The sequence below is a fragment of the Pontibacter lucknowensis genome (genome assembly GCF_900156415.1).
GTDB classification, from domain to species: Bacteria; Bacteroidota; Bacteroidia; order Cytophagales; family Hymenobacteraceae; genus Pontibacter; species Pontibacter lucknowensis.
Map to the genome: position 1 here is coordinate 280108 of NZ_FTNM01000006.1, position 26320 is coordinate 306427.

The window sequence follows — 26320 nt, forward strand, 5'->3', positions numbered from 1 at the left end:
CATGGTATTAAACTATCTGTGGGCGGCCTTCTTTCTGATCGCCTTTGCTATTGCTTTGTTCCAGCTCATCGTGTTTCGCGATGTAGAGATCTTTCAGAAACTCGTTAGCAGCACCTTCGACAATGCCAAGCTCGGCTTTGAGATTTCGCTCGGCCTGACCGGCGTGATGACACTGTGGCTGGGACTGATGAAAGTGGGCGAACGCGGCGGCATCATCGCCATTTTCTCCCGACTGGTGGCGCCATTTTTCAACCGTCTCTTCCCGGAGATCCCGAAGAACCACCCCGTGTTTGGCTCTATCCTGATGAACTTCTCAGCTAACATGCTGGGCCTTGATAATGCCGCTACACCACTGGGCCTGAAGGCGATGAAAGAGATGCAGGAGCTCAACCCGATCAAAGAACGCGCTTCGAATGCCCAGATCATGTTCCTGGTGCTCAACACCTCCGGGCTCACGATTATCCCGATCAGTATCATGGTATTCCGGGCGCAGCTGGGCGCGGCTGACCCTTCTGATATTTTTATCCCTATTCTGCTGGCTACCTTTTTCTCGACGATGGTCGGTTTGATCGCAGTGGCTCTGTACCAGCGCATCAATCTGTTCAATCCTGTGATCATGGCTTATATAGGCACTTTGCTGCTGCTAATAGGCGGGTTGATTTATTACTTCAGCACTATTTCCCAGGAACAGGTCAGCGTAATCTCACAGGTGGCCAGCAATGTGATCCTCTTCTCGATTATCATTTCGTTTGTGGGTCTGGCACTTATCCGGAAGGTAAATGTGTACGAGGCTTTTATTGAAGGCGCTAAAGAGGGTTTCACAGTGGCCATCACCATTATCCCCTACCTGGTAGCGATACTAGTGGCAATTGGTGTGTTCCGTACTTCTGGTGCTTTGGATATGATCGTGGATAGCATAGGCTACCTGATTGCGCTCACCGGTGTAAACACAGACTTTGTTCCTGCCCTGCCAGTAGCCTTTATGAAACCACTGAGCGGCAGCGGCGCCCGTGGCCTGATGGTGGAAGCCATGAACACATACGGCGTAGACTCTTTTGTGGGACGTATGGCTTCTGCTTTCCAGGGCTCGACGGAAACGACTTTTTACATACTGGCGGTATACTTTGGCTCTGTTGGTATCAAGCGTTCCCGCTATGCCCTGACCTGTGGTTTGCTGGCCGACTTGGCAGGTGCCATTGCCGCTATCTTTATTGCCTACCTGTTCTTCCATTAACAGCAGGTATACCCATAAAAAAGCGGCTGCCCCATGGGAGCAGCCGCTTTTTTTATTTTCAATTCTTAACCTCTTAATTTCGGGCAACAACCGGATGACCTTCCAGCTGCGCATAGCTTAGTTTCCAGTTACCGTCACTGCTCTTCTTCCATAGCAGCATAAAGTTGCCTTCTCCAAGTCCGCGGGGTTCGCCGGGACTAACCGGTAACACGTCTACTGAAAACGTACCAGCCTCGTAGGCGATCTGCGTATCGGTGCCTGAACTTACCGGGTAGGTTTTCAGGTCGGCAATGGTGCCCATGGTTTCGCGCACCCACTTATCTGACACTTCGGACTTGCCTCTGTAGATCACCTCGCCCTGCAGAAACTGCACATCCTCGGCCATCATCGAGATCACTTTGTCAGAGTCCCGTGCATTCCAGGCACTGATAAACTCCTGGTTCAGTTCGCGGACATCCACCGATTCACCTTCAGACTTCGCACAGGAAGCCAGGAAAAAAAGGGCAAATAGGGTATAAAGTATATTTTTCATGATTTCTAAATTTTGGTGTTAAACCACGACGCATTACGTGAAAACAGCGTCGTTGGATTTATACCTTCTCCCGGCTCAGCACCGGGAGAAGGCCAAGGGTAAACGTGTTACCAGCTCTTACGTCGAACCTCAGAAGTATAGTAAGGTTTGCTGCGGTCACCATAGTCCAGGTTAGGCAGGAAGTTAGCGTACACTACTTGTGGCGTTGGTCCGTCTTCAGATGCATACATCATCGCCAGTGAATTAGCTGCTGCTGTTTCAGCTGGAGTGGCCATTGCCAGACTTGTCTGAGGAGCAGCTGTTTTTTTAGCTGGAGCTGGAGTCGGCTTGTTTTTAGCAACTGTCGCTCTGTTGGCAGCCGCCGCACGTTCTGCAGCTGCGGTACGCTGGGCTGCGGCTGCTCTTTCGGCTGCCGCTACACGAGCTGCTTCAGCTTCACGCTCCTTCTGCTTGTTGTCGATCACCTTGCCTACACCATAACCTACGGCGCCACCGGCTACACCACCTACAACACCACCTACTACGCGGTTACGCTTATGTATAATAGCACCTGCTGCTGCACCTGTACCGGCACCAATCACAGCACCTTTTGCCTGAGGGCTCCAGCCTGTTCTTTTCTCTTGCGCCTCAGCCGATCCGCCAAAAGCTACTGATGCCATCAGTGCCAGGCTCATGATATAGCTTACCTTTTTCATAACAATTTCAGTTTAGTTAAAACAATTAAACTCTGTTGTATGGTCTAATTACAACTTGCGTGCCAGTGCAATAAAAATCGCCTAAACCCGCTAGTCGCTATTCCTGTAAATCTTCATAAATAATCGTATTAAGACCAATAGTACAACATTGGTTTACAGCAAGTTACATCCACACCTGATTCTTGAAAAAATTTACAAGAATGAAGAAAAAATATTTTCAAGGTCTGGTAGTTTTCTACAGCAGAGGTGCAAACGAAACAGGAAATGCATTGCTTTTCATTGCTAATAAATTATCTTTAAGCATGGAAAAACTGTATCGTCACGCCGCCCTGTTTGCCACGTTAGTCCTTGCATCGCTCGTATTCGCATCCTGTCAGCAGGTCGCTTCTGATCAAAACCGGTATGAACTGCTGATCCGCAATGCCATGGTGATAGACGGTACCGGTAGTGCCGCTTATGCGGCCCAGGTCCTGATAAACGGCGACTCCATTGCGCTGATCGATACGGATACCTCCAAAACTTACACAGCCAATCGCACCATCGATGCCGCTGGCCTATACCTGACACCGGGCTTTATTGACACGCACGCACACGGCGATCCGCTTGAGACCCCTGACTTTTCCAACTTCCTTTCGATGGGGATCACGACGATCTGCCTGGGCCAGGACGGCTTCAGTCCCCAGCGCGAAAACCTGAAAGAATGGATGCGTGAAGTAGACGGGAAAGAGCTCGGTGTAAACGTGGCCATGTTTGCCGGTCATAATACCCTGCGCATGCTGTCGGGTATTGAGTACGATTCCATCCCATCAGAGCATGGTATGGCCAAACTGGAACAGCTCCTCACAGATGCACTCGACGCAGGCTGCTTCGGTATGACTACCGGTCTCGAGTATAACCCCGGCTACTACGCCCGCCCAGCTGAGCTGAACAGGCTTGCTGAAATTGTGGGTAATAAAGGAGGTATTATTATGAGCCACATGCGCAACGAGGACGACGCCTTTGTAGAGGCCTCCATACGCGAGTTACTGGAACAGGGCAGGTACTGTCCGGTGCACGTGTCGCACATTAAAGTAGTGTATGGTAAGGGTGAGAAGCGTGCCAACCGTGTGCTGCAGGTGCTGGATTCTGCCCGTCAGCAAGGTATACAGGTGACAGCCGACTTTTATCCTTACACCGCCAGCTACACCGGCATCGCCATCCTCTTTCCAGACTGGGCGAAAAAGCCTCATGACTACCAGGAAGTGCTGAAGACCCGCCGCCAGGAGCTTGCCACTTTCCTGCGCAACAAGATCATACAGCGTAACGGACCGGAAGCGACCCTGATCGGCTCCGGCCCCTATAAAAGTAAAACACTGCAACAGGTGGCCGAGGAACTGAACAAACCCTTCGAGCTGGCACTAATGGAAGATATCGGGCCTTACGGTGCTGACGGTGCTTACTTTATCATGGACGAAACCTTGCAGGAGACCTTTCTGAAAGACCCTCATGTGATGGTCTGCACAGACGGCAGCCCCACCATGCGCCACCCCCGCAGCTTTGGAGCCTTTGCCCGTATACTGGAGACCTACGTGGTGCAGAAAAAACTACTATCACTAGAGGAAGCTGTGCATAAAATGACGGGATTGTCCGCTGAGACCATTGGCCTGCGAGACCGTGGCTTAATTAAGCAGGGCTATAAAGCGGATCTGCTGCTGTTCAGACCGGAGGAAGTAAAGGAGAACGCCACCTATGAAAACCCGCACCAGGAGGCCAGTGGGTTTAAGTATATAGTGGTGAATGGGAAGGTTGTGAGAGAGGGTGAAAAAGCAACTTCTTCAGGTGCAGGCCTCGTACTCACAAAATAGTCTTTAGCAGGACGTAAAGCTCCTAATCCGAATATCCATTAGTTCCCTGCTGTCAGTTATAACTGGCTTGATAGATAGTAGCTTTATTAATGAGCTGCTTATCTTAAGCAGGTATGTCTGTCTCTATATTTTGCCTCTCCATTTCTGATTTTAGCTCCGCTTGCTCACTAAGGAGTTTCAATTAAATCCCTTTCAGATAAAAATTATCAAATTTCGATTAAAAACTTTCACTAAAATCAAGCAATTAGAATAGCTTTTTTCTAATACTAACCGTATTACAAATACAGTCTTTATAACTTTACTAATTTTAATTAATACAAAACTAGATTCTATAACTATTATTATATATAATATGACTACTAATTTTTACCCTTAAATTATGTCCGTTAACCCCTCAAAATATTTTTTTTACCAGAACAGTTATGCAAGCAACTTGAATATATTGTTTCCGTATTGTAATTGAACACTATTAATTTTAACTATTTCAATCAAAACTTGACAATAAACTTACTTCTGTGCATGACAATTTAATACCACCTTTTCCCATTAACCCTTATGAAGCTCTATAAAGTAAAAGCATTTGTTTTTATCTTGGTATGCTGTGTTCTTTTATCCTCCTGCGCCTCTACCAATCATGCAGTATATTTCGATAACGTTTCCACGTCTGAGATCATAAGTAAAGCAGAAAGCCTGGAGCCTATCCTTCAGCCTAATGACTTACTTAATATCACAGTCAGCAGCCTAAACCCAACTGCAACTGAAATATTTAATGCCTCTTCTGAGAACAGCTTCAGAGCTTCCAGCGCCACCAATACGATAGCACAGTCACCAGGCTACCTCGTTGATCCGGAGGGTTATATACAGTTCCCTTTCCTGGGCAGAATCAAAGCAGCCGGATTAACCAAAAAGGAATTTCAGGAAGGTATTAAAAGAGAAATAGAGAGCCGTAAACTGCTGAAGGACCCAATCGTGGATGTCAGGTACCTCAACTATAAAGTTTCAGTACTGGGTGAGGTGTCACGCCCCTCGGTGCTCACGGTTCCAAACGAAAAACTGACACTGTTGGAGGCACTCGGTCTGGCCGGTGACCTCACCATATTCGCGAGCCGCCATAATGTGCTGTTGATCAGAGAGGAAGCGGGTGTAAAAAAACTGGTAAGGCTTGACCTTACGACAGATGAGATCTTCAAATCCCCCTACTATTACCTCCGATCCAATGACATTATTTATGTAGAGCCGAACAGAGCTAAAATAGCAAGCGCCAGTGCTACCAGACAGTGGCTGCCGCTCGTGCTGAGCTCTCTGACATTTGTAGTTGTGAGTATTGATCGCTTAACGAGGTAATTTACAAAATAAGTTTATGGAGAATAAAAGGTCAAATGTTGAAGATAACCTAGGGGCTGCCCTCGTTTTTAAGTTCCTGCCCTTCTGGCCTCTTTTTGTGGTGCTATTTGCAATATGCTCTCTGGGAGCATGGGCATACCTGCGCTACTACGCTGTGCCTACCTATGCTATCTCGGCATCTATTATTGTAAAAGATGAGAAAAAAGGGGTGAATGACTCCAAAATGACGGAGTCTATTGATGCCTTCACAACCAACAAAATCGTTGAAAACGAAATAAATGTACTAAGCTCACATTTCCTCATGCATGAGGTAGTGAAGGATCTTAACCTATATGCTTCAATATATGAAGAAGGCAAATTCAAATCTACCTCTGCTTACAACACCTCTCCTATCAACATCAAGCTCAAGTCTCCCTACGACGTTGCCGAACAACCTGCCGTGTACTTCACCTTTGATTACAATAAGCAACTGGTGAAAATCGATGATGTAGATTATCCACTTAACAGATGGGTGAAAACACCTTACGGTGAAATGTTTTTCTCTAAAAATGAGAAGAAGAATGATATAGCGACCTCTCCCCTCTACTTCTCTATTTCAAGTCCTAAAAAAGAGGTGAGTAAACTGCTGCGGACCATTAGCATCGAAACACCAGGCAAGATGTCAAGTGTTATTACCCTATATATTGAGGATGAGGTGCCGGAGCGAGGCGAGGACATCCTCAATTCGCTGATTCACGCTTACCAACAGGCCATTATGACCGACCGGAACAAGCTTGCATCACAAACCCTGGATTTTGTCGAAAACAGGATTCGATTGATTGAAAGTGAGCTGGAGGAGCTTGAAAACAGCATAGTGAAATACAGATCCTCTAAAGGAGCTATCGACCTGACAGAACAAGGCCGCTTGTTTTTGCAGAGTGTAGGCGACAACGACAAAAGAATCTCAGAGATCAACATACAGCTGGCAGTACTTGATAAGATCGAGAAATATGTGATCTCTAAAGAAGGCCTTTCGGGGGTAGTTCCTTCCACGCTCGGTGTGAACGACCCAGTGCTGTCGCAGCTGCTTCAGAAACTGCAGTTGGCAGAAACGCAATACCAGCAGCTAAGCCGGACTACGGCCGAGAACAACCCTATGCTGATATCGGTAAGAGAGGAAATAGCCAACCTGAGACCGGGTATACTGGAAAACCTGCGTAACCAGCGTGACAACCTGATCACCAGCAGGTCAAGATTGGTTGCCACTAACAACAGCTATAATTCTGTGCTACAAACGATTCCGCACCAGGAAAGAGAGCTGCTCGAGATAAGTCGTCAGCAGCTTATTAAAAACAATGCCTACAGTTTCCTACTGCAGAAGCGTGAAGAAACTGTACTGTCCTCCGCTCCTACTTCAGAAGATATCCGCATCGTGGATTTGGCTCAGTCATCCAGAGGACCTATCAGTCCACGGCCCCTGCTGGCCTATTTGTCTGCCTTTGTTTTATCTCTGATCATCGGCATTGCCATTGTCTCCAGCAGAGAGATCTTGAACAGCAAACTGTTATTCAGATCTGAAATTGAGGCTTATACCAATGTGCCAATCGTGGCTGAGCTGTCAAGCGTGAAACAGCAAAACAATGGCATGTTCATAGAGCCAAGCGAGGCAGCAGATGTAGAGCAGTTCCGACAGCTTCGGGTGACGATGGGGCTCTACGGAAGAACATTTACGAAGAAGAAAATCATGGTCACCTCCAGCATACCTGGCGAGGGCAAAAGCTTTGTGAGCACAAACCTGGCATCCAGCCTTGCCTCATCTGGGAAAAAGGTGGCGCTACTGGACTTTGACCTAAGAAATCCTACCACTTCAGCGCTTTTTGACAGCTACAAACACCCGGGCATCATTGAGTACCTGATCGGCGACTTAAAACCGGATGATATTATCAAGAGTACCTCTATCGAAAACCTAAGTATTGTACCGGCAGGCATAGACATCGGTGATCATACAGAACATTTGCTGAACGGAAAGCTGGAGGTATTCTTCTCTTATTTAGAAGAAGCTTTCGACTACGTGATCATTGACACGCCTCCTGTTGATCTGGTATCTGACGGTTATCTGCTCTCGCAGTATTGTGATATTACGCTGCTTGTTATGCGGCATGCCTATACCCCAAAAAGCCTGGTACAGCGCCTGGCGCAAAACAATAAGTTGAGCACTCTGCACAATGTGGCTATTGTATTCAACGGGGTGAAAGCCAGAGGCTTTGTGAAAGGCCAGTACGGCTATGGATATGGCTACGGCTACGAAAGCAGGTATAGCGACAAGGTGTATAGAACCAGATCCATAGGTACAAAAGCCTGACAGCGTGTCTGCGATGATCCATCGTTAGGATACCTTGTAGTAGTCAAAAGCACAGCAAACACACACGGGGGTTTTTCTCCTGCCTGAAATAAGTATGGCTTAAAGTTTTTCCCGGTCACCGAAATGGGACTGAGGTAGGCGAAGCCATATCCTGATTCAAAAGATTAGCTTAAAAACGAAGATGTGATGGAAAAAAGATGGTATGCCGTTTACACTAAGCCTCGCTGGGAAAAGAAAGTAGCAGACTTGCTTACATTGAAAGAAATCCAGAGCTACTGCCCACTGAACAAGGTTACCCGCCAGTGGAGCGACAGGAAGAAAGTGCTGCACGAACCCCTCTTTACCTCTTATGTATTCGTGCATCTATCCGATAAGCAAATCCGGGAAGTAAAGGAAGTGGATGGTGTAATCAACCTGGTGCACTGGCTGGGCAAGCCGGCTGTGATCAGAGACGAAGAAATAGAAGCGATCCGAAATTTCCTGAACGAGCACAGCAATGTGCAGCTCGAGAAAACAAGTGTATGCGTCAACGATCCGGTGAAAGTATCCAGGGGTTTTTTGCAGGACAAAGAAGGCACTGTGGTTGCCATTAAGAACAACACCGTGCGTGTTGCACTGCCATCCCTTGGGTATGTCATGTACGCCAATCTTGAAAAATCCAGTGTCACCAAAGTACTCGCCTAGCACATTACCGATATTCCTTATTCTTTCAGAAAGTCAATGAACACTACATTACAGACCTTATTCCGTACGCTGCACGAAGATGGCATCAGCTATTTTCTGCTTTCAGATTTTGAATCTGAGTCTCAGTCCGGCGATATCGATCTGTTTGTCGCCCCTGAAAGCAAAAGTGAATTTGAGAAGCGGTTGCGCACCTTAGGCTGGTTCAAAAGAAAAGAGCCAAGTTATCATACCAATCACCACTTTTACTATTCCCCGCAGTCTGAGCTATACCTGGATGTGAAGTACAGTTTAACCTTTGCCGATGGCGAAGACCAATGCTATACCTACTCCAACATGGATCAGGCACTTTCAGCTGCTGTGCTTAACGCCAAAGGGGTGTACAGACCAAATGGAGTGGATGCGATTCTGCTATATGCAGCGCACCTGGCTTATAGGGAAAGGGGCAGACTGGAGCCAAAGCATCAGGTATACCTGAGCCAGTACATCAGCATGTACCAGGCTGAGCTAACAGCACAACTCAGCCAAATGGTAGCCGGCCTACAGAGATGGCTCAGCCAGGGCTTCCCCCATAACACAGAGCAGCTCAAAGCAATGCTTCGCCCCTATTTCAGCCAGCAGCGTAGAAGGATGGTGTATAATAGTAAGTTCAGAAGGTATGGCTATGGCATGAAGGTGCTCTTTCTGGGTACTGACGGTGCAGGCAAATCCACACTGATAGAGGCTGTAGAGCAAAAGCTGAACCTCAAAACAAACAAGCTATACCTGGGCATGGGAGAAAACGGCTGGACTTCACCCTGGGTAAAATTGGTTTACAACAAAAGGCTCAAACCCAAAGTGCTTGACAAGGCTTTCAGTTTTCTGAAGTCATTTGTGGTGCTGCCGGCTGAACTCCTGCTTCGCCAGTTGCCGGTTAAGCTTAGATCAAGGTATAGCATTGTGCTGATTGACCGCGTACCGGGAGCCTTCCTGATGGACAAAGGCATGGGGAAAAATCTGCTCTACCGCTCCATCCTGCCGACACCTGACCTTGTGTTTTTCCTATATGCCTCTCCGGAGGTACTGGTAGCAAGGAAACCAGCCGAGAATACTTTAGAGAGAAGCCGGATTGATATAAATAAATTCAGGAAAGTGGCAGAGCTGGTTTCCGCAGGGCAGTACATCGGCATCGACACTTCTCACCTTTCCATAAGTGAAGCGGCCGATGCCATCATTTCTGAGATATATAAAAGTCGCAAAGTATACGACAATCTGTTAACAGCGCAATTCAACTAGACTATGGCATTAGCGGGCATGAGGGGTAAGGTACTATCTGGTATAAAGTGGAACACGATCAGTGTGGTTGCCACCAAAAGTACTGACTTTCTGGTAATGCTGATCCTGGCCAGGCTGCTGGTTCCGGAGGCTTATGGTATCGTGGGTATGGCCATGCTGGTGGTGGGCATTCTGGAAGTGGTTTCGGACATGGGTCTTTACAATGCGCTTATACAAAAAAAAGAAGACGAACTGACCGAGGTTCGATACTCAAGTGCGCTGTGGTTTCTGCTTGTCGTTTCGCTTCTGCTTGTGCTCTGCTTCTTTCTGTTCATATCACCGGCGGGAGCCGCCTTTTATAACGAACCCCGTTTAGTACCTATTCTGAACGCACTGAGCATATACCTGTTCTTCAATATCTCGTCGATCATCCCGCGGGTGATCCTCACCCGGAAGCTGAACTTCAAGTCTCTTGTGACCATCACCTTCCTGGGCACTGCTATCAGTTCAGTAGCTGCTGTTGTCATGGCTTTGCTGGGGTTTGGCGTATGGAGTCTGGTTACAAAATACATAGCCGGATCAGGCGTGATCCTGGTCTCCTACTGGGTGAAAGTTGGCTGGTCTCCGAAGTTTGTGTTTCGCAAAGATGTATTGCTGGACATGGCCGGGTATAGCGTTTACACACAGCTCAACAACGTACTACACTTCCTCCGCAAGAACCTGGACTACCTGATTATTGGCAAGCTGGTCAGCTCACATTTGCTCGGTATCTATACCCTGGCATTCATGTTGAGCCTAACGCTGAAGTCACAGCTTTACTCCATCTTCAACAAAGTGTTCTTCCCAGTGTACAGCAAGCTGCAGGACGATCCGGAGAAGATCAAAATGTACTACCTGCAAACCATGCGGATGACGGCGATCATTACGTTTCCGATCTCAGTCCTCTTCATCGGACTGGCAGAGGAGATCGTATTGTTCTTCTTCGGTGCCAAATGGCTGGAGGCGGCTTCCCCACTTCGCATACTATCCGTAGCCGCCATGATTTTTGCCATCTCCGGCACACCTGCCGAGGTGCTCAAAGGGATTGGAAAGCCGTCTGTGAGTTTTTACCTGAACACAATCAACACCTTTGTGATCGCATTACCGCTTATCTATTTCGGACAGAAATACTTTGGGATAGATGGTGTGGCATACGCCGTGTGTATCCATTATACCACCTCTCGCATCGCTTTCCATTATTTCATGAAAAAGTACATTCACATTACTGACCTGGAGGTAATGTATGCGCTAAAAGACCCAGCACTGGCTGCACTTGTGATGCTTGTCATCATCTACCTGATCACACTGGTGGGCATGGCTGTATTAGTGGAACTGCTCGTTGCGGGTATTATAGGCGGTCTGGTTTATCTAATGTTCTTTTTAGACGATTTAAAACAAGGTATAAAGCTGATTAAGAAGTACTAAGTCAACTCTGTATTTTCTTTTCTCCTGTAACATGGTAAAAAAATACATAAGAAGTGCTTTAAACAAAATCAGGTATGGAGCCAATGCACCTGCATTCGCTGAGCTGATTTTTGTAGACCCCATGCAGGTTAACCATTACTCCTTCGCCTGGAAACAGAAAGACTCGGGCCGTGTAATCGGGGGAGACTGGGACCGGGAGGAGAACATGACTGAGATAAGTTCACGCTTCAAGTATAATGCCTGCATTGAACGATGGAAATTAAACAAAAGCTGGGAAGACACCGGCATCTATGAGTTCATGCTAGATTTCATACTGCAGCGTAACAAGCCGGTTGACAAGTGTAGCACATTGGATGAGATCCTGACCAGGTATAAGCGACTGGATCAACTCTTTGAACATGTAAAATCAACCGGTAAACTGAAAACACAGCGGGAACTGAATCCTCGCAGCTATAATGAAGAGGGCGGAATTTTTATTCATATAGGCCGGCAAAACCAAGTGATATTTGGCGGCGGTGGGATACACCGGTTAGCCATTGCCAAGGTACTGCAGTTAAGCAGCATACCTGCCCAATTAGGCGTAATACATCCTGAGGCGCTCTCCACCTGGAAAGTGTATAAGCAAATTCCAGCCTCGCACTTAACCCTTACCAAATGACAAACTTTAAAAAACAATACGAGGAAGTAAAAGACTCCTTGGATTGGGGATTCTACTCACTATCATACATCCAGCGGACCTGCCAGAACTGGAGTGTATTCCTGACGAGTTTTCCTGATCATAAACATCTACTTATGCCATTCTCTTTAGATTCAATTTCCCGGATTTTAAGATGCTACTCCTACATATTCCACTGGAGAGATACCACATACAAACTCTTCACGCCAATGGGGGGAGCTATAAAGAACGCTGAACTATGCGGTAATCAAAAAGCACTGCAAACAAAGTTCTGGTCAGACACTGTCATACAGGTGAATCCTTTTGTGCTATGCCTGGCTATGGTGAAGGGCACACCTGTACCTGAATCCAGGATGGAGCAGGCGGAGCAGTTCATGGCAGCCAAACTGGAAGAGGCGTTGAACCACGAGTGGCAACAGGCTCACATGACTTATAATCTGATGAAGTTGCAGAAGCTAGGGCAACAGGGTCTTGACTTACGGCTGATTGAGGTTTGCCACAATCTGTTGCGTCACTTAAAACTACCCGTTACAAGTGCCCATGGAGACTTGCACATCGAAAACATGATACTGATTGACGAAGAGATCAGAATAATCGACTGGTGCATGTATAACCGGAGCGGTAGCTTTATCACCGACTACATACACTTTTACAATTTTGCTGAAGCCGTAAAACACAACGAAAGCTGGACGGTAGCTATTCAAAAAGACAGCGACTACCTCCGCAGACTGGCTAGCCACATGAGCACAGAGCCAGGGCTTCTTAGTATAGTCTACACCCTCAACAGAATAGCCGGAGAAGCCAGCCAGTTTCCAAGAACAGATTTAGTCCCGGCTAGCCAGATAGACAAGTACAACGCTGTGTTAACTCACCTTACCACCTCTATCAAGCAGAATGTTTAGTATCATCATACCGCTTTATAACAAGGAAGCCAGTGTCGCAGAAACACTGAACACTGTGCTCGCCCAGACTTTTACTGCCTATGAAGTGATTGTGGTAGATGACGGATCAACGGATAGGAGCCTCTCCATTGTTCAGTCATTCACCGACAGCAGGATAAAAGTTTATTCCAAACAAAACGGAGGTGTGTCGCATGCCCGCAACTACGGCATAGAGAGAGCAAACTATGATTACATCGCCTTTCTGGATGCAGATGACGCCTGGGACAGCAACTACCTGGAAGAAATGAGCAAGCTGATAGCACGTCACCCGGAATGCGGTATGTATAACTGTGCCTACAGAGGTGTCAAAGGAGACAGAATCCTCATAGAGAGCCCTAATATACCGGACGGCGTTATCGATAATTACTTCAAAACCACCCTGACCCTGGATAACATGATCTCCTGGACCTCTGCCACCATCATCAGGAAAGAGGTCACTACCGTAGCAGGTCTGTTTCCGGTTGGCATGATCAGCGGTGAGGACTCATTTATGTGGTGCAAGGTAGCTATGCACTATCCTGTGGCTTATACCCATAAGATCATGGCTACTTACAACATGATGATGAGCGGCGCTTACAGCAGGATCGCCAAGCCTGACTCCTGCAAGGAGTCCTGGTCTGACCTGTACAGTGACCATGACATGTACCTGAATAAATTTATTGCTTATAAGGCCGTTGAAAATGGCCTGCGCCACGCCTGGGCCGGACAAAAGAGGAAAAGCAAATTAATCGAACGTCAGCTTAATTTTGCCAGAACGTACAACGACAAGTTCTTCAACCAACGGTTTGTACGGTTATTCTGTCTGAACAGAACACCTCTGTTTGCCGTGAGGATTTTACTTCTCTATAAGAAGCTCGTTACAATTCGATTCTTCGGTCCCCGCTATTTATCTGCCTGATTATGATTCTGATTGCTCTGGGAATACTGCTTATACTTCTTTTTTTAGTCAATCAGAAGCTATTCCCTATTGGTTTGGTTCTATTCTTTCTGCTGTTTGATATGTTCGACGGCTTCTACAAAGATGATCAGATCTTTGCGGCGATACGCTATATTATCCCGCTTTCGCTCATGCTTGTGTACCTGTTTGCACATGGGGGCCTTCGCAAATCCGACAGTATCTTTCTGGTGCTTATTACCTACCTGGGTTTACTGATGATCTATATCCCGGGGGACATCATTCTATCGGCCAAAACTACGCTGGCTATCCTAATAGCCCTGCTGATGATCCCCATTGGGCGGGAGATAGCAGAGAATAGAAACTTTTTGCAGGAATTTGAAAAATATAACCGCTACCTGCTTATCCTGATCCCGCTGTACATTATTTACGCGAATATTTTCAATGTTGGGCGCTCATATGCTGAGTCCTTTACAACAGGCTTCCTGAGTACTTCCCGTATGTACATTGCCCCCATTCTGATCTTTCTGGGTGTCCATTATATTTTCACAAATAAAAACAGAGGGGCCATGATCAAGCTCTTCGATATCGGCTTGATTCTGTTCAATATAGCGCTTTTGATTGTGATCACCCGGCGCACGTCGCTTGTGATGACTGTCGGGGCGCTGTTTGTCTACATGCTGTTGAACCGGCAGTTGATCTTCAAAATGGTGATACTGGTATTTTGCCTGGTTGCCGCCCTTATTTTCAGTTACCCGCTTTATGAGGCCAAGCTTGCGGCGCAACTCGAGAAGCGCGAGAGGATACAGGATCTCGAAACATACGAGGAAGAGGGCCGATACCTCGAGACCCTGTTCATCATTGACTACCATGATAAGCGTGAAGATCCGCTGGAACTTATGTTCGGTGTCAAACTGTGGGACACATTCAGCTTTGGAATAAAATATTTCGGCCGAGACCGTCCCATCCACAGTGACATTAACATGATCTTCTACAGCACGGGATTCTTTGGCCTCTTTCTGTTTACGCTGTTCTTCGTGCACTACTTTCTGCTCGGAAACGGCAAGATCACACCTGAAAACAGGAAAGCATACTATCCCATTCTGGCCATGTTTGTCATGGTGCTAATACCTGGGCGCTTTATCGGCACCTTTACCTATGCCCCGCTTCTGATGCTGCTGCTTTCAGCCATCAAGTATTACCGGCCAGTGGAAGAAACAGAAACCGAAAAAGAAGAAACAGTTCAAGAGGAAAAACTGCTGGAGATGAACGCCTGAGCTTTACCCAGGTAAGCCTGGCAGTTCCTGATACACCTATTTTTCAACCAGGGCTTAGGCAAATCCGTCCAAAGCTCTTCAATACTACATTTCAATTTTATGAAGGTACTTTTTGTGTGCAGCGGCAATTCTAAAAATTTTGAAGTAGCGCCATTTATAAAAGCGCAGGGTGAGTCATTGCAAAAAGCAGGTATAGAGGTAGCATACTTCCCAATCAAGGGCAAAGGACTGCGCGGCTACCTGCAGGCAGGCGGTCAACTGCGTCAACACCTGAAGTATCATCGCTATGACCTTATTCATGCTCATTTTTCGCTTTCAGGATGGTCTGCCGTGCTGGGCGCAGGCAGCACACCGGTTATACTCTCTCTCATGGGAGATGACGCACAGGGAGATTATATTGGCGTAAACAAAATAAGGTTCAGCAGCAGGTTCTTTATGCTGTCATCTATCCTTATTCAGCCTTTTGTAAGAGCCATCATTTCAAAGGCCCCCAACCTGGAGAAGTATGTGTACCAAAAACACAAATCCTACATTGTCCCGAATGGGATAGATACCAAAACCTTCATTCCGAATCCGGCAGGCTATCGGGAAGAACTGGGGCTGGACCCGGCGAAAAAGCTGGTTCTGTTTCTGGGAAGTCAGGAAAGAGTCGGTAAAAACTACCCGCTGGCGCAGCAGGCAGTTGCGCACCTCAACCTGCCAGATGTGCAACTCATCAACCCCTTCCCGATCCCTCATGATGCCATACCTAAATACATGAATTCGGCAGACGTGCTGGTGGTGCCCTCGTTTATGGAAGGCTCCCCGAATGTGATCAAAGAGGCGATGGCCTGCAACTGCCCTATTGTAGCCACGGATGTGGGCGACATCAGATGGGTGATGGGCGACACGGAAGGCTGCTACCTGGCTTCGTTCCAGGTAGAGGACTTCGCCGAAAAAATTCACCGCGCATTGGAATTTGCCCAAACGAAAAGAAGAACCACAGGCCGTCAAAGGATCGAGCGGCTGGGCCTTGACGCCGACACCATCGCTCAGAAGGTGATCAGTATTTACAGAAAGCATGTGCCCATACCCGCGGCTACAGTGCATGAAGCAGCTGCTCAGCTTACCAGAAACGTAACCGCTAACACAGTATCACCTACCCGGTCTATCTGAACAAATCCGCCCCCGCCATGAAGATACTTATCGACATCAATCACCCTGCCCATGTGCATTACTTCAGAAATTTCACGAGTCTGATGGAAGCGAAAGGCCATGCTGTTCTCTTCGTTTCGCGGGACAAGGAGATGGCTCAGAGACTGCTTAATCTTTACCAGATCCCATACATCAACAGAGGCAAAGGCAAAGACGGCAAGATCGGCAAGTTTCTATACCTGCTGTATGCTGATTACAAACTGCTGCAGATCGCATCCTCTTTCAAGCCCGATCTCTTTCTGAACTTCCTGCACCCTTACCCTTCTCAGGTAGCTGCCTTACTGGGCAAGCCATCGCTTGTGTTCAGTGACACAGAGCACGCTACCCTGCATCATAAACTGACAGTGCCTTTTGCTACGAAAGTATTTACACCTGCCTGCTACCGCACAGATCTGGGCGACAAACAGGTGCGCTTCAGGGGGTACATGGAGCTGGCTTATCTTCACCCGCGTTACTTCATGCCAAACCCCGAAATACTGGAGCTGCTGCAGGTAGCAGCAGGAGAAAAGTATGTGATTGTGCGCTTTGTTTCCTGGGCAGCCGCCCATGACTTTGACCACACAGGTATGTCGCTCGATAACAAGCGAAAAGCCGTGCAGGCACTCTCGAAGCTGGCACGGGTCTTTATCACTTCCGAAGGAGAGCTACCAGCAGACCTGGAGCAGTATCGCATCTCCATCCCCTTCGACAAGATGCACGACGCCATCTACTACAGCAGTCTGCTATTCGGGGAGAGCGCTACCATGGCTTCCGAGGCGGCAGTTCTGGGTACGCCTTCCATTTTCATGGATAATGACGGCAGGGGCTATACAGATGAAGAGGAAAGCAGGTATGGCATTGTCTTCAACTTCAGCGAAAGTGAGGACGACCAGCAGCGTGCCATTCACCAGGCCGTTCACATATTGGAAGACGAAAGCAGCCAGCATAAATTCAAAAAAGTGCGGGACCGGATCGTGTCAGAATGCATTGATACCACGGAGTTCATGGTAGAGCAGGTACTCCGCTATAACCTGAGCCAAGAAACTGTGCCCGCTGAGCACTATACAAATGTGTCTCTTACCGAATAGTCAACTTAACCTGATATGTTCCACTCTGTTCTGACTCCCTAGATCATGATTGAAGAAATTGCCTACGAGAATGTAAAAATCGGACAAAGCGAAAAGAACTTAGAGCTATTGGCTGGTGAGGAAGTAATGCACTTACTGGAAGATGCCACTTATCTGACTGAATGGGACTCGCTCTATCATTCCTGCCATTGGGCCACTGTATTTCAAAGTCCTGATTTTGTCACTACCTGGTACAGGCTTTACCAGCATGCTTATCAACCAATCCTTATAAGAGAGTACACAAAAGGTGTGCTTAGTGGCTTACTTACACTGGCACTGCCTCTACACAGATTAAACGGCAGAACATTTATTGTTGGCGCAGGCCATTATGAAGCCGATTACCATACCTGGCTGGCCTCCGACAGTAATGGCAATTCATTTATCAGCTCCGCCCTGAAAGTGCTGATGCGGAAATTCCCAACCACAGACCTGATGCTGCGGCACCTGCCGCCAAACACACCCACTGACTGGGCAAAGTCAGAGCCGCGCTGGCAAAGCTCCTGCATACTCTATCCACTGACCCGCCCGCTGGTAGTCATGTCGGACTTTACCGTATCCAGGAGGGACAGAAAAAGGGTAAGTCGTATGAATCAGATCGGTGAGTTTATACACCTGACTGATGAAGCGGCATTCCGTGATGCGCTTGATCAACTAGCGATCTATTATGACTTCAGACAGGGAGCGATGTACAACAAAAACCCATTCCGAACCGACCCGGTCAACAAAGAGTTTTTGCTCGCTTTGTTCAGGCGCAAACTGCTGCATGTCACAGTGCTGAAGGCAGGTGAAGAAATGGTCGCTTCTGTAGCGGCTGTAATAAGCAAGAACAAGGCTAACTTAGGCGGCATTAATTTTCATTCACCGCTTTTTGCTAGTTACTCCCCCGGTTATGTGCACTTCCTAATGCTTTCGCAACAGTTTGTGCACGAAGGCATAAGCTCTTTTGACCTGACGCCCGGTGGTGACCCTTACAAAGACCGGCTAGCCACACAGCATGATCAGGTACATATACTGGTTACTACCAACTCCAGACTGTACTTCTTTAAACGCCAGTTCAGAAAACTGCTCTATCAGCGCATGACAGAGATGGGGATCAGAACAATGTCAGTAGAGCTTAGTCTAAAAAGACACCTGTATTTAGTAAAGGAGCGTGGTCTTGCACAAGAAATAGTTCGTGGTCTGAGAAAGCTATGGGCCAACGATCAGGATAAAATCTATCATGCCACACTTGAGCTGAAAAAATTCAGCTGTGATTTCTCTATTAATAAAAATAGCCTCAGCAATCTGCTTGATTACCAGATGCAGGGGAGCATGTGTACCCGTTGGGAGTTTCTGGAGAATGCGATGCGAAGACTGGAGCAGGGCGCACAGTGCTTTACTATCTCTGACAGAGGCACGCTACTTTACTGTGCCTGGTACACCACGCCAGCTACAGACACTGCTACAGAAGCAGCTATAGCTGCTGGTCGAGAAGCCATTTACCTGCAGGATGTTTATGTGCATCCTTTTGGAGTGGCACAACTCAAGGAGTTTTTGGCAGCTGTAATTTCAGCTATCACCCCTAATCTATCAAGTGCGCAGGTATACCTGTCGGTACCTGATCAAGATAAGCTGCTTTCGAAGGCTATGAAGCGTGCAGGCCTTCAGAAAACCAGGGAACCATTGCCTTAATCTTCAGTACTGCTCGGCACCCCTTGTCTGAGCTAAAGTAGCTCTACTTGTTACACACCTTATAAGACAACAAGATGATGGAAAATGTAATTAGCGCAATCGATATGCCCCCACTTATTGAGCAACCTAAACAAGTAGATTTGCTGATAGGTGATCAGGTATATCGACTTCTGGACGATGCCACATTTAAAGAGTCCTGGCACAACCTGTACTCGGCCTGCGCATGGGCTACTGCTTTTCAAAGTTGGGAGTTTATCGTGTCATGGTATCATGTGTTCAGAAGCGACTACATACCTGTGCTGCTCAAGTCAGAGCAAGAAGGCCGGCTGACTGGTTTGCTGGCGATGGCTATTCCTGCCTCAGACAGATCTAATGCCGAGGGCAGGCAAGGTAGCGTTAGAATTGTGGGAGCAGGCGAATATGAGGCCGAATATCATTGTTGGATCGCTGAGCCGGATACTAATGATTTCTTCATAACGAATGCGCTTACTAAACTTCTCCAGCATTACCCGAAAGCCAGAATCATGTTTCGGTTTATGCCACCCGGGACACCCCTGGCCTGGCACGACCAGAACCCCAAATGGCAAAGTCTTAGTGTGAAACAGGCTTTCAGACGTCCATTACTAGAGATAAAAAGCCCCGAAGCCGAGAAAGCATTTCGTATCAACAATCAGTATAAGACCAAACTCAATCGTCTGAAGAAGCTGGGAACTGTGAAGTTTGAGCGGGTGACAGATCCCGGAGTGTTCGAAGCCGTGCTACCTGAACTTGCTCTGCAATACGACTTCAGGCAGGGAGGGCTTTTCAACAAAAATCAGTTCAGAGACAAGCCGCTGAAAGCCGAGTTTATGAAGATGCTGTTTAAGAACGGTTTGCTTCATGTCACGCTGCTCCGCGTGAATGATGATATTATCGGTTCCATGGTAGCGGTAGCAGACAGAGGTTGGGTATACCTGCAAGGTATTAACACCCATTCCCCGTTTTATGCCAGACACTCACCTGGTATTCTGCATTTCCTCAATCTAGGTCAGTTGCTGGCGCATGAAGGAGTTGACGTATTTGATTTAACCCCTGGTGGTGACACTTATAAGGAGCGCCTTGCTACTAGTCATGACCAAGTATATGGACTGCTTATAACAGGCAGTAAAGGCTTCCGCTTCAAAAGGCTGATCAAGAAAGAGCTGCAAGACTACCTCGTTAGAACAGGAAGACGCCCTATGACGGTAGAGCTTCAGATCAAGAAACAGGTATACCTATTGAAAAACCATCTTAGAAGAGCCAAGAAGTCTGGCTACGTAAAGGTGATCAGACAGCTATTAAGCAGCGACAAGAAAGGCTCTCCTGAGCAATTATATGTTAAGGACCTAGAGGCAAACAGTCGCTTTTCAGCGATGCATATTCAAAAGAATAACTTAAACGATATACTCGATTTCGAGAAGGACGAGACCCTTACACGCTGGGAGTTTATGGAAAACACTATGAGGCTGTTTGAAACAGGGCATCATGCCTATACCTGGGCAAAAGAAGGACGCCTGATGGCCTGCGCCTGGTTTGCCTATACTGATTTCACAAATCAACAGCAGCCCCAACTGTCTAATATACCTGCCTTGATGCACCTATACTGCCACCCTGAGGCGAACGACAAATTTGAACAGTTTCTGGAGCATGTAACCTCTATCATCACCCTGGAGATCAACGAACCCAAGCTGTACGCGGTACATAAGCCGAACAGTCAGGCACTGATCAGGTCAGGATTTCAAGTAGTCACATAACCACTTTCCCAAACGTCACATAAACTCTTAACCCTCAAATCGTCTTAGTATGAAAGGCACTTGTACCGACAAAGGAAGTAATGTTCTGTATCCTGAAATTGAGGATAAAATCGAAATAAGCGTGGGTGAAGACGCCCTGAAAATACTATCAGATGAAAAATTTCAGGCAGAATGGGAGGCACTTTACCAATCATGCTACTGGGCTACCGTGTTTCAAGGAACTACCTATACCAATACCTGGTATAAACTATACAAGAAACAGTACATTCCTATCCTGATTACTTCTTACAAAGGGAACAAACTCACAGGTATACTGAACCTGAGTATGAGCCTTAAGAAACTCGAAATAACCGGCACAGGCGCGTCAGACGCTTACTATCATACCTGGTTAGCCGAGGAGTATAATAAAGAGTCATTCATAAAATTAGCGCTTCATAAAGTAAGGGAACATTTTCCGGGATATAACATCCGCCTGTTCCAGCTCCCACAGCATACGCCAATCAAGTGGCTTGAAACCGATAAGAAGTGGCTGAATCTGGCTGTGCTAAAAACCTATGACCGCCCCTTGGTGGACCTAACACACCCTGAATTGTCAAAACTCTACACCAAAAAGCAGTTTAAAGAATGTCGTAACCGGCTGAAGCGTTTAGGCGAAGTCACATTCGAGCATATCACCTGCATCGATCAACTATCTGACATTTTTGACGAAATGATGGATCAGTTCGACTTCAGAAAAGGGGCTACCCTCAATACACTGCCGTTCAGATCAGATCCTCAGAAAAAAGAATTCCTGATGGAGCTGTTCCGGCTGGACATGCTCCATGTCGCAGTGCTGAAAATGAATGGCATAATCGTAGCTTCGCTTATTGCTACAATTGGCAAAGACAAGTGGGTCCATGGCGTCGGGATCAATACCCATGCCCCTACTTATGCAGCCTACTCTCCCGGTTTCATTAGTTTTATTATGCTAGCGCAGCAACTGGCAAATAAGCAGTACCACATGCTTGACCTGTCTACCGGAGACCAGGAATACAAAAAGCGTATGACCAACACACAGGACCAAGTATATGCCCTTGTAATCCTGAGCAGGAATAAATCGACTTTCAAAATACCGAACCCTCTCAAAGAGCAAGTCATTGGGAGATTGTCAGAAGCCGGCATTGACTATATAGCTTTCAGAGCGAAACTCAGAGCTAATAATAAGATGCTAAAAGCCAAGTGGCATCTCCTTAAGCAGCAAGGTATTACGAGATGCTTAGTCAACTCCCTGAAATTCACCATATCTAGGGAAAAAGAACAAATATATAAAATAAACACTAAAAACAGCATAACCATTCTCAAAAACACGTATGCATGTATAAGTCAAAACAGCTTAAAAGACCTACTTCGTTTTTCCGAAGGTCAATCTTTAAAAACTCGTTGGGAATTTCTGATTGAAGCCATGTATAGGCTTGAGATAGGTGAGCAGGCCTATACCTACTCCGAGGACAATGTACTAAAAGCCTGTGTCTGGATGAGCTGTTACTCTAAGAAACAAAACATATATGCTGCCAAGCTTGATTATCCAACAGAAGGGGCTGTGCTTCACGGCCTTTATTTCCACTCCGATTACAACAATAAGCTGCCCCAGTTTATAGAAGCTGTAGCTGCAGAAATTGAAAAAAACCAGCCAGGCAAACAAATATACCTGATCACTGGCCCATCAGTAGCTGCATTTTGTTTGGCAAGGCAAAGCGCTTGTTAATAATTTACTTACCCCGGATCGCCTATGAATACACTGTTACAGAAAGCTACGTTCCAACAAGAAGATGTCGTAAAAATACTGACAGGAAAAAAAGCTTTGGCATTGCTCGCTGAGCAAAGTTTCCAGTTGCAGTGGGATACACTCTATACCTCCTGCCCCTGGTCGACTGTCTTTCAAAGCAGAGGCTTCGTTTATACCTGGTATCAATCTTATCATACAACTTATTCACCTATTCTGGCTGTCGCATATTGCGGGGAAAAGCTCACCGGACTGTTAACACTGGCACAAGATGACAGTGGCCGGCTTGTTGGTGCCGGAGCTAATCAGGCAGAATATCAGGTATGGCTTACAAGGGAGCAAACGGATTCTTATTTTATAAAAAAGACACTGAACGATCTGCTGGAGCAGTTTCCTCAGTCTGAGATCAGTCTGAAATTTGTGCCAGCCAACACACCCTTGCAGTGGCTCGAAACTGACCTTGAATTGCAAAAAGTGTACTTCCGCAGAGAAGTGAAGCAGCCATTGCTCAGCCTGAATAAGGAAAACCTGTCACAGGAACTTCGAAAGAAGAATAGAAGGGAAAAACTCAATCGTCTGAAACGACAGGGGGAGCTATCTTTTATGAAAGTCACTGATGCGCAGAAGTTTTCCTCCGTACTGGATGAACTTGCCATACAAAGTGATTTCAGGAAAGGTGCCATGTATAATAAGTGTGCTTTTCAGGAGGACGGCTATCGCAAAGAGTTTCTGAAAAAGCTGTTCTCGGAGGGTCTGCTTCACGTCACCCTGCTTAGAGTAGATAATACCATCATTGCATCTAATGTCGGGGTGACCGGGCAAAACTGGGTGCACCTGCAGGGCATTAACACCCACTCTCCAATGCAGGCGAAACACTCGCCAGGCATTCTCCACTTTCTGATGCTTGGCGTGATGCTGGCAGAGGAAGGTATTGCAGTTTTTGACCTGACCCCAGGTAACGATCCATACAAAGAAAGCCTTGCCACAGACTTTACGCATGCAACCGAATTGGTTTTCGGAAACAAGGCCGTCGTTATGAACAGGAAGCTGAAATACAACCTGACTCAGTACCTGAAGGATACACTTCCCAAACTAGGTATAGCGGGCCGTCAGATCAAGCAGATGAGCCATGAGACAGCTATAATGAAAGAAAAATTCAAGCTTATCAAAAGGCAGAGTCTTTCAACGCTGCTCAGGAAATCTATCCGGAGTATAAGTAAATCCAATGATCTGAGTATATACTCCGTGCAGCCTGTTCAGAAAGAGGTTCAGGAAGTACCTGTTAATAAAAATGAATTGCAGGACTTACTCTGCTATACACCTGCAGAAAGCCTTACCTCAAAGTGGGAGTTCCTGATCGATGCGATGCGCAGGCTCGAGTCCGGTCAGCATGTGTATACCTGGCAGAAGAACGGGCACTTGTTAGGCTATGCCTGGTTAAGCGAACCCAAAGCCTCCAAACCGACCACCTTTTTTCAGTTGGAGTTACCCGAACAGGCAATTGTGCTGCACAGTTTTTACTGTCCCTCTTTGGATCATGCAAAAACAGCCGCCTTTATCCGGGCTATAGTCGCTCATTCGAACGTATCAAATGACCTGCCACTTTACGCCGTTGCAAAATCAACTGATAAAGCTGTATGCAGAGTATTAGAATTACTGTACCCTTCTACCCCCGCTTCAAGCAATTAATAGAATAAAGTTTCCAACAACAAACCCTTTAAGACATGTGTGGAATAGCTGGTATTATCAACTTTAATCAGGAAACTCCCAAAGAGTCTGCATTGCGAGAAATGATGCGACAAATGAAACACAGAGGTCCTGACGACAATGGCGTATTTATAGAAGATGAAATAGGACTTGGATTTGTCCGGCTCAGTATAATTGACCTCTCGCCTGACGGCCACCAGCCCATGGTGTCTGCCGACGGTCGTTACGTGCTCGAGTTCAATGGCGAGATATTCAACTACGTGGAGTTGCGCGAAGAACTCCAGCAAGAGGGTATTGAATTTAAAACGAAAACTGACACAGAGGTTTTATTGAACGCTTACATTCATTGGGGCGAGGACTGCATGAACCACTTTAACGGCATGTGGGCTTTCGCGATTTATGACCGCTTGACCAAAACTGTTTTCGCATCCCGAGACAGGTATGGCATCAAACCTTTTTACTATATCCACACAACCAACTATTTTGCTTTCTGCTCTGAGATTCCGCCACTACTCAGCTTACTTGACGGAAAGCCCAAGCCTAACTACCAAAGCATATTTGATTACCTGGCCTTCAACAGGACTGACCAGTCAGAGGCTACTTTCTTTGAGGAGGTTAGAAAGCTGCAGCACGGCATGAAGCTGACCGTACGCGGCAGAAACGTAAAGACAAGCCGCTGGTATGATCTAAGGGAGAGAGTAGCGAAAGCCGAAAAATTCAAGAACCCGGAAGAGTATAAAGAATTGTTCACTTCGGCGGTTGGCTTACGACTCAGAAGTGATGTACCGGTAGGTGTCTGTCTAAGTGGCGGCCTTGACTCTTCCAGCATTACCTCCGTACTACTCAACAGCTATCAAAAAAAAGATCTCAACACGTTCTCGGCCATCTATCAAAATGGCCAGACGGGGGATGAAAAGCAGTTTATACATGAGTACAAACCGCTGCTAAAGAACATGCATTACATCTATCCCAATGCCGAAACGCTTGAAAACGATCTGATGCAATTCATAAAAACACATGCCGAGCCGATCCCATCCACCTCACCTTATGCGCAATACAAGGTGATGGAGCTGGCCAAGGATAACGTGGTGGTGACACTTGATGGGCAGGGAGCCGATGAAGAACTGGCCGGCTATCATTACTTTTTTGGCTTTTACTTTAAAGACCTGCTCCGCTCCGGCCGTATCGGCAAGCTCTTCAGTGAGATGTACCATTACCTGAAGAACCACCGCAGCCTGTACGGTGTCAAATCATTTGCCTATTTTCTGCTTCCGGAAGGTATGCGCACGAAGTTAAGGGTAGGAGAAAAAGGGTATTTGCAGAACGCTTTTGTAGAAAGATATAGCAAGTCCAACGGTATAGCCGGCAAGCTGTATGGTTCCACCTCGCTGAAAGACGCCCTGTTGGACCACTTTGAAAATAAGCTGGAGCATTTGCTCAAATGGGAAGACCTGAACTCCATGCATTTCTCTCTTGAGGCGCGGGTACCTTTTCTGGACTACCGTCTGGTGGAGAAAACACTGGCCAGTTCAGAAGACTGGGCTATACGCCACGGCATCACCAAGTTCATACTCCGGGAGTCTATGAAAGGCGTGCTTCCCGAAAAAATCAGGATGCGGCAGGATAAGATTGGCTTCGGCACGCCACAGGACGAATGGTTCAGAGAGCCTGCCTGGCAGAACATGGTAGAAGGCATCCTGAGCAGCGATTCTTTTAGAAGGCGCAACCTGATCGACCCGGAGATTGCCATGCGAAAGTATAAGGAGCACCTCTCAGGACAAACTAATATTGCGAAGGAGATCTGGAAGTGGGTGCACCTCGAGCTATGGTTCAGAACATTCATAGACCTGGACCTGCAGGAGGAAGTTCCTCAACCAGCAGATGCGCTGAATGAGCGCATTACACCATTGCCTGCCTAGCAGTAGGTATT

At 46.9% G+C, this 26320-nt stretch carries 20 protein-coding genes; 18 read left to right on the forward strand and 2 right to left on the reverse strand.

The features are described from left to right. The first annotated feature begins 1 nt into the window (after window position 1). Entirely contained in the window at window positions 2-1234 is a 1233-nt protein-coding gene (locus BW972_RS17970) for a nucleoside recognition domain-containing protein (RefSeq protein ID WP_076423133.1), read from the forward strand. A 73-nt stretch (window positions 1235-1307) separates the two neighbouring features. On the opposite strand, the gene BW972_RS17975 is transcribed toward BW972_RS17970, so the two are convergent. After that, window positions 1308-1766, reverse strand: a complete 459-nt coding sequence (locus BW972_RS17975) for a YybH family protein (RefSeq protein ID WP_076423134.1) — start codon at window positions 1764-1766, stop codon at window positions 1308-1310. Between the two features lie 107 nt (window positions 1767-1873). Then, a complete protein-coding gene (locus BW972_RS17980) occupies window positions 1874-2461 on the reverse strand; it encodes a hypothetical protein (RefSeq protein WP_076423135.1) in 588 nt (195 codons plus the stop codon). Between the two features lie 302 nt (window positions 2462-2763). On the opposite strand from BW972_RS17980, the gene BW972_RS17985 reads away from it, so the two are divergent. The 17 genes from BW972_RS17985 (at window position 2764) to asnB (ending at window position 26309) form a co-directional block, all read left to right on the forward strand. Continuing rightward, window positions 2764-4305 (forward strand): N-acyl-D-amino-acid deacylase family protein, encoded by a 1542-nt coding sequence (locus tag BW972_RS17985; protein WP_076423236.1) that lies wholly within the window; start codon window positions 2764-2766, stop codon window positions 4303-4305. A 555-nt stretch (window positions 4306-4860) separates the two neighbouring features. Next, window positions 4861-5649: a polysaccharide biosynthesis/export family protein gene (locus BW972_RS17990; protein ID WP_076423136.1), complete on the forward strand. Its 789-nt coding sequence runs from the start codon at window positions 4861-4863 to the stop codon at window positions 5647-5649. Between the two features lie 16 nt (window positions 5650-5665). Next, entirely contained in the window at window positions 5666-7990 is a 2325-nt protein-coding gene (locus tag BW972_RS17995) for a GumC family protein (protein ID WP_076423137.1), read from the forward strand. 186 nt (window positions 7991-8176) lie between these two features. Then, window positions 8177-8674, forward strand: a complete 498-nt coding sequence (nusG, locus tag BW972_RS18000; protein WP_076423138.1) for a transcription termination/antitermination protein NusG — start codon at window positions 8177-8179, stop codon at window positions 8672-8674. Between the two features lie 36 nt (window positions 8675-8710). Then, window positions 8711-9946: a nucleotidyltransferase family protein gene (locus BW972_RS18005; RefSeq protein ID WP_076423139.1), complete on the forward strand. Its 1236-nt coding sequence runs from the start codon at window positions 8711-8713 to the stop codon at window positions 9944-9946. Between the two features lie 3 nt (window positions 9947-9949). Next, window positions 9950-11389, forward strand: a complete 1440-nt coding sequence (locus BW972_RS18010; RefSeq protein ID WP_083674252.1) for a lipopolysaccharide biosynthesis protein — start codon at window positions 9950-9952, stop codon at window positions 11387-11389. 31 nt (window positions 11390-11420) lie between these two features. After that, a complete protein-coding gene (locus BW972_RS18015; RefSeq protein ID WP_076423141.1) occupies window positions 11421-12047 on the forward strand; it encodes a hypothetical protein in 627 nt (208 codons plus the stop codon). A 227-nt stretch (window positions 12048-12274) separates the two neighbouring features. Then, window positions 12275-12967, forward strand: coding sequence for a phosphotransferase (locus BW972_RS18020; protein ID WP_159439870.1), 693 nt, complete (start codon window positions 12275-12277; stop codon window positions 12965-12967). Beyond that, entirely contained in the window at window positions 12960-13904 is a 945-nt protein-coding gene (locus tag BW972_RS18025; protein ID WP_076423143.1) for a glycosyltransferase family 2 protein, read from the forward strand. The genes BW972_RS18020 and BW972_RS18025 overlap by 8 nt, the downstream gene beginning before the upstream one ends. Before the next feature lie 74 nt (window positions 13905-13978). Continuing rightward, window positions 13979-15178 carry a hypothetical protein gene (locus BW972_RS18030; RefSeq protein ID WP_143732138.1) on the forward strand — a complete coding sequence of 400 codons (1200 nt, stop codon included), beginning with the start codon at window positions 13979-13981 and terminating at the stop codon, window positions 15176-15178. 99 nt (window positions 15179-15277) lie between these two features. Beyond that, the gene (locus tag BW972_RS18035; RefSeq protein ID WP_076423145.1) at window positions 15278-16333 is read left to right on the forward strand and encodes a glycosyltransferase; all 1056 of its coding nucleotides are present in this window, start codon (window positions 15278-15280) and stop codon (window positions 16331-16333) included. A gap of 17 nt (window positions 16334-16350) precedes the next feature. Then, the gene (locus BW972_RS18040; RefSeq protein WP_076423146.1) at window positions 16351-17439 is read left to right on the forward strand and encodes a DUF354 domain-containing protein; all 1089 of its coding nucleotides are present in this window, start codon (window positions 16351-16353) and stop codon (window positions 17437-17439) included. Window positions 17440-17484: 45 nt separating this feature from the next. After that, window positions 17485-19149 carry a GNAT family N-acetyltransferase gene (locus BW972_RS18045; protein WP_076423147.1) on the forward strand — a complete coding sequence of 555 codons (1665 nt, stop codon included), beginning with the start codon at window positions 17485-17487 and terminating at the stop codon, window positions 19147-19149. 104 nt (window positions 19150-19253) lie between these two features. Continuing rightward, window positions 19254-20921 (forward strand): GNAT family N-acetyltransferase, encoded by a 1668-nt coding sequence (locus tag BW972_RS18050; protein ID WP_076423148.1) that lies wholly within the window; start codon window positions 19254-19256, stop codon window positions 20919-20921. A gap of 325 nt (window positions 20922-21246) precedes the next feature. Further along, on the forward strand, window positions 21247-22665 hold the full coding sequence (locus tag BW972_RS18055) for a GNAT family N-acetyltransferase (RefSeq protein ID WP_159439871.1): 1419 nt from the start codon (window positions 21247-21249) through the stop codon (window positions 22663-22665). 24 nt (window positions 22666-22689) lie between these two features. Next, entirely contained in the window at window positions 22690-24372 is a 1683-nt protein-coding gene (locus BW972_RS18060; RefSeq protein WP_076423150.1) for a GNAT family N-acetyltransferase, read from the forward strand. A gap of 35 nt (window positions 24373-24407) precedes the next feature. Further along, window positions 24408-26309 (forward strand): asparagine synthase (glutamine-hydrolyzing), encoded by a 1902-nt coding sequence (gene asnB / locus BW972_RS18065; RefSeq protein WP_083674254.1) that lies wholly within the window; start codon window positions 24408-24410, stop codon window positions 26307-26309. Window positions 26310-26320: the final 11 nt, after the last annotated feature.

Bases quoted from the DNA above. Each gene is read 5' to 3' on its own strand.
- BW972_RS18055 (WP_159439871.1), top strand. From the start codon at position 21,247: ATGAGCCTTAAGAAACTCGAAATAACCGGCACAGGCGCGTCAGACGCT.
- BW972_RS17975 (WP_076423134.1), bottom strand. From the start codon at position 1,766: ATGAAAAATATACTTTATACCCTATTTGCCCTTTTTTTCCTGGCTTCC.
- BW972_RS18020 (WP_159439870.1), top strand. From the start codon at position 12,275: ATGGGGGGAGCTATAAAGAACGCTGAACTATGCGGTAATCAAAAAGCA.
- BW972_RS17985 (WP_076423236.1), top strand. From the start codon at position 2,764: ATGGAAAAACTGTATCGTCACGCCGCCCTGTTTGCCACGTTAGTCCTT.
- BW972_RS18045 (WP_076423147.1), top strand. From the start codon at position 17,485: ATGATTGAAGAAATTGCCTACGAGAATGTAAAAATCGGACAAAGCGAA.
- BW972_RS18035 (WP_076423145.1), top strand. From the start codon at position 15,278: ATGAAGGTACTTTTTGTGTGCAGCGGCAATTCTAAAAATTTTGAAGTA.
- BW972_RS17995 (WP_076423137.1), top strand. From the start codon at position 5,666: ATGGAGAATAAAAGGTCAAATGTTGAAGATAACCTAGGGGCTGCCCTC.
- asnB (WP_083674254.1), top strand. From the start codon at position 24,408: ATGTGTGGAATAGCTGGTATTATCAACTTTAATCAGGAAACTCCCAAA.
- BW972_RS18010 (WP_083674252.1), top strand. From the start codon at position 9,950: ATGGCATTAGCGGGCATGAGGGGTAAGGTACTATCTGGTATAAAGTGG.
- nusG (WP_076423138.1), top strand. From the start codon at position 8,177: ATGGAAAAAAGATGGTATGCCGTTTACACTAAGCCTCGCTGGGAAAAG.
- BW972_RS18050 (WP_076423148.1), top strand. From the start codon at position 19,254: ATGCCCCCACTTATTGAGCAACCTAAACAAGTAGATTTGCTGATAGGT.
- BW972_RS18040 (WP_076423146.1), top strand. From the start codon at position 16,351: ATGAAGATACTTATCGACATCAATCACCCTGCCCATGTGCATTACTTC.
- BW972_RS18005 (WP_076423139.1), top strand. From the start codon at position 8,711: ATGAACACTACATTACAGACCTTATTCCGTACGCTGCACGAAGATGGC.
- BW972_RS17980 (WP_076423135.1), bottom strand. From the start codon at position 2,461: ATGAAAAAGGTAAGCTATATCATGAGCCTGGCACTGATGGCATCAGTA.
- BW972_RS18015 (WP_076423141.1), top strand. From the start codon at position 11,421: ATGGTAAAAAAATACATAAGAAGTGCTTTAAACAAAATCAGGTATGGA.
- BW972_RS18060 (WP_076423150.1), top strand. From the start codon at position 22,690: ATGAATACACTGTTACAGAAAGCTACGTTCCAACAAGAAGATGTCGTA.
- BW972_RS18025 (WP_076423143.1), top strand. From the start codon at position 12,960: ATGTTTAGTATCATCATACCGCTTTATAACAAGGAAGCCAGTGTCGCA.
- BW972_RS17990 (WP_076423136.1), top strand. From the start codon at position 4,861: ATGAAGCTCTATAAAGTAAAAGCATTTGTTTTTATCTTGGTATGCTGT.
- BW972_RS17970 (WP_076423133.1), top strand. From the start codon at position 2: ATGGTATTAAACTATCTGTGGGCGGCCTTCTTTCTGATCGCCTTTGCT.